This is a genomic window from Phenylobacterium sp. (assembly GCF_037138395.1).
Classification (GTDB): Bacteria; Pseudomonadota; Alphaproteobacteria; order Caulobacterales; family Caulobacteraceae; genus Phenylobacterium.
In genome coordinates, this window is sequence record NZ_JBAXIM010000218.1 from 1 (window position 1) to 2,948 (window position 2,948).

The 2,948-nt window shown below is 68.7% G+C and carries 4 protein-coding genes; all 4 read right to left on the bottom strand.

The window, feature by feature from the left end:
- Positions 1–752 (bottom strand): UDP-2,3-diacylglucosamine diphosphatase LpxI (gene lpxI / locus WCJ52_RS12440; RefSeq protein WP_336903624.1); only part of this gene is annotated, 752 nt, incomplete at its 3' end.
- Between the two features lie 5 nt (positions 753–757).
- Positions 758–1,552 carry an acyl-ACP--UDP-N-acetylglucosamine O-acyltransferase gene (gene lpxA / locus WCJ52_RS12445; protein ID WP_336903627.1) on the bottom strand — a complete coding sequence of 265 codons (795 nt, stop codon included), beginning with the start codon at positions 1,550–1,552 and terminating at the stop codon, positions 758–760.
- Positions 1,553–1,554: 2 nt separating this feature from the next.
- Complete coding sequence (gene fabZ, locus WCJ52_RS12450) at positions 1,555–2,019, bottom strand: 3-hydroxyacyl-ACP dehydratase FabZ (RefSeq protein WP_336903625.1); 465 nt, start codon at positions 2,017–2,019, stop codon at positions 1,555–1,557.
- Positions 2,016–2,948, bottom strand: a 933-nt coding sequence (gene lpxD / locus WCJ52_RS12455; RefSeq protein WP_336903626.1) for a UDP-3-O-(3-hydroxymyristoyl)glucosamine N-acyltransferase, incomplete at its 5' end; no start/stop codon positions are given. The genes fabZ and lpxD, both read right to left, overlap by 4 nt.

The window sequence follows — 2,948 nt, forward strand, 5'->3', positions numbered from 1 at the left end:
GCCTCCCCGCCAATGCCCGCCAGGCCCGCACGCGCGGCACCCCGGACCGTAGCGGGCCCCAGGGTCGGGAGATCAACCCGGGTGTCCTGGATCGGCTTGGGCGCCTTGGCGAGAACGCCCCTGCGGGCACCCTCCCGGCCCCGGAGGGCCGGCGCCACATCGTCCGCGACCCGCCGCAGCATGGCGTCTGTGCCTTCCTGGGCCTCGACGGCAAGGACCAGGCCGTCGCAGACCACCGCCCCCTGCCCGATGTCGAGCTCCCCGATCCGCCGGGCAATCTCAAAGGCCCGCTGAAGGTCAGCCTGATGGGCGGCGTCAGGACTCCAGCGACCCAGGGGACCTGCGCCGAGGAGCAGGTCGCTACGGGCCTCATGGGCACCCTCGATGGCGAAACCTTCCTTGCGGAACGCCTCCAGGACGGCTCTCAAGAGGGCGTCATCGCCTTTCCGGGCTTCCAGGATCAGGCGCGGCAGCATGGCCCCCCCCCGCAGATCGGGCTTGAGGGCGGAAAAGTCGGGGCGGGCGACATTCCCGGCCAGGCAGACAGAGTCGCATTCGGCCTGCTTGAGGACCCGGATACAGCGCCCAATTTCTGCCAGTCCCACCTCGGCCCCGGGGAAGGCCTCCATGGCGGCATCGGCGAAGCCTCGCAGGCGCACCACAAAGAGGGGCCGGCCGGCCTCCTGGCAGTGACGGGCGATCTGCAGGGGCAGGTCACCCCCGCCCGCGATGAGGCCCAGGCGTCCCGGCACCTCGACTAGTCCTCCCGGGCGGGAAGGCAGATGGGACGATTGGCCTCATCGGCTCGGATGAAGTCGATCACCTCCATCACGGGGGCGCTGTGTCCGTAGAGGGTGAGGGCATCCTCGATCCGCTCCTGGAAGCTGCCTTCCCGGGCGAAGAGGAGCCGGTAGGCGGCCCTCAAGTGACCGATGGTCTCGCGGCTGAAGTCCCGGCGCCTCAGCCCGACCAGGTTGAGGCCCTCGAGGTGGGCGTGGTTACCCCACACCAGGCCATAGGGGATGACGTCCTTGGTCACGGCCGCGAGGCCGCCAATGAAGGCGAAGCGGCCCACCCGGCAGTGCTGGTGAACGGCGGCGAGACCCGACACCATGACGTGGTCGCCGATCTCCACATGCCCTCCCAGGGTGGCGGAGTGGGCCAGGATGACATTGTCGCCGACCTTGCAATCATGCCCCACATGGCTGGTCGCCATGAACATGCCGTCATGACCGACCTGGGTGACCCCACCGCCATTGGCCGTGCCAATGTGCATGGTCACGTGCTCCCACATCTGGTTCCGGTCGCCGATCACCAGCTCGGTCGGCTCGCCCCGGTAACCCGTGTGGTGGGGCGGACCACCCAGGTTCGAGAAGTTCCGCACCAGGCAGTCCGCACCGATGGTCGTGTGGTTCTCGATGACCACATGGGCGAGAACCCGGGTCCGGGCGCCGATACGGGCGTGCTCGCCGATCAGGCTGAACGGCCCGACGCTGACCCCCTCGTCCAGCTGGGCGCCGGGCGCGACAATGGCGGTCGGGTGAATGTCCACGGTCATTGAGGCGTCTCCACCAGCATGGCGGCGAATTCCGCCTCGGCGGCGACCTTGTCGCCAACCATGGCGCGCCCCTCGAACTTGAAGAGCCCGCCCCGGGCCCTGGCGACCCGCACATTGAGTTTCAGGAGGTCGCCTGGCCGGACAGGGTGCCGGAAACGGCAGTTGTCCAGGGAGGCGAAGAGGATGGTCTTGCCGCGCGGGTCGACGTCGAGGGTCTTGGACATCAGGACCCCGCCGGTCTGGGCCAGGGCCTCGACAATGAGAACGCCGGGCATGACCGGATAGTCCGGGAAGTGCCCCTGGAAGAAGCCCTCGTTGATGCTGACCGCCTTGATCCCCACAATGGACTGGCCCGAGACATAGTCCTCCGCCCGGTCGACCAGGAGGAAGGGATAGCGGTGCGGAATGCGCGCCAGGATCTCGTTGATATCGATGGCCTCGCCGGCGGTCTCGTCAGTCATGACTCCACTCCCTTCCTGCGCTGACCGGAGGACCGGGAAACCCAGGCCACCTCGCGCAGCCATTTGCGGACAGGCTGGGCCGGGAAGCCGCCCCAGGTCTCGCCTGCGGGAACGTCGCGAAGGACGCCCCCCGAAGCGCCAATGCGCGCGCCATCCCCGATGGTGACATGATCAGCAATGCCGGCCTGGCCGCCAAACTGGCAGCCATCCCCGATGGTCACACTCCCGGAGATGCCAGCCTGGCCCGCGATGACGCAGTTCCGGCCGATGCGGACATTGTGGGCGATCTGCACCAGGTTATCGACCTTGGTATTCTCGCCGATGACGGTGTCCTCGTAGGCGCCCCGGTCAACGGTGGTGCAGGCTCCGATCGTCACGCCATCCTGAAGGATGACCCGGCCCAGCTGGGGAATATCGATGATGCCGGCGGATCCCGCCGTGGCCCCAAAGCCGGGCTCGCCGATCACGGCTCCGGCCAGGATCTTCACGCGGTCGCCGATGAGGGCGAAGCCGATCGAGACATTGGCCCCGATCCGGCAGTCGCGCCCGATGGCGACGCCGGGTCCAATGACGGTGTTGGGGCCGATCACCGTGCCAGATCCGATGGAAGCGCCCTGCCCCACCGCCACGCCCGGCCCCAGGACGGCCCCCGACTCCAGACGCGCGCCCGGCGAAATGGCAGCCGCACCCAAATGCCGCCTTGGCGGATGAAGCGCCGCAGCCACGACCGCGTAGGCACCTTGGGGGTTGCGATGGACAAGCGGCGTGCAGCCCGGCGGCAGACTTGTCGCCAGGGCTTCGGGAACAAAACACGCGGTCGGCGGCGCCTCGGCCATAGCCTGCAGGAAGGCTGGAGCCGTCACGAAGACCAGGGCGCCTGGCCCGCCCCTGGAGGCGATGGCGACGTGGTCGACCCGGACATCTCCGGC

What these genes read in the sequence shown, in the direction of transcription:
- fabZ (WP_336903625.1), bottom strand. Translation starts at nt 2,019, where the DNA reads ATGACTGACGAGACCGCCGGCGAGGCCATCGATATCAACGAGATCCTG.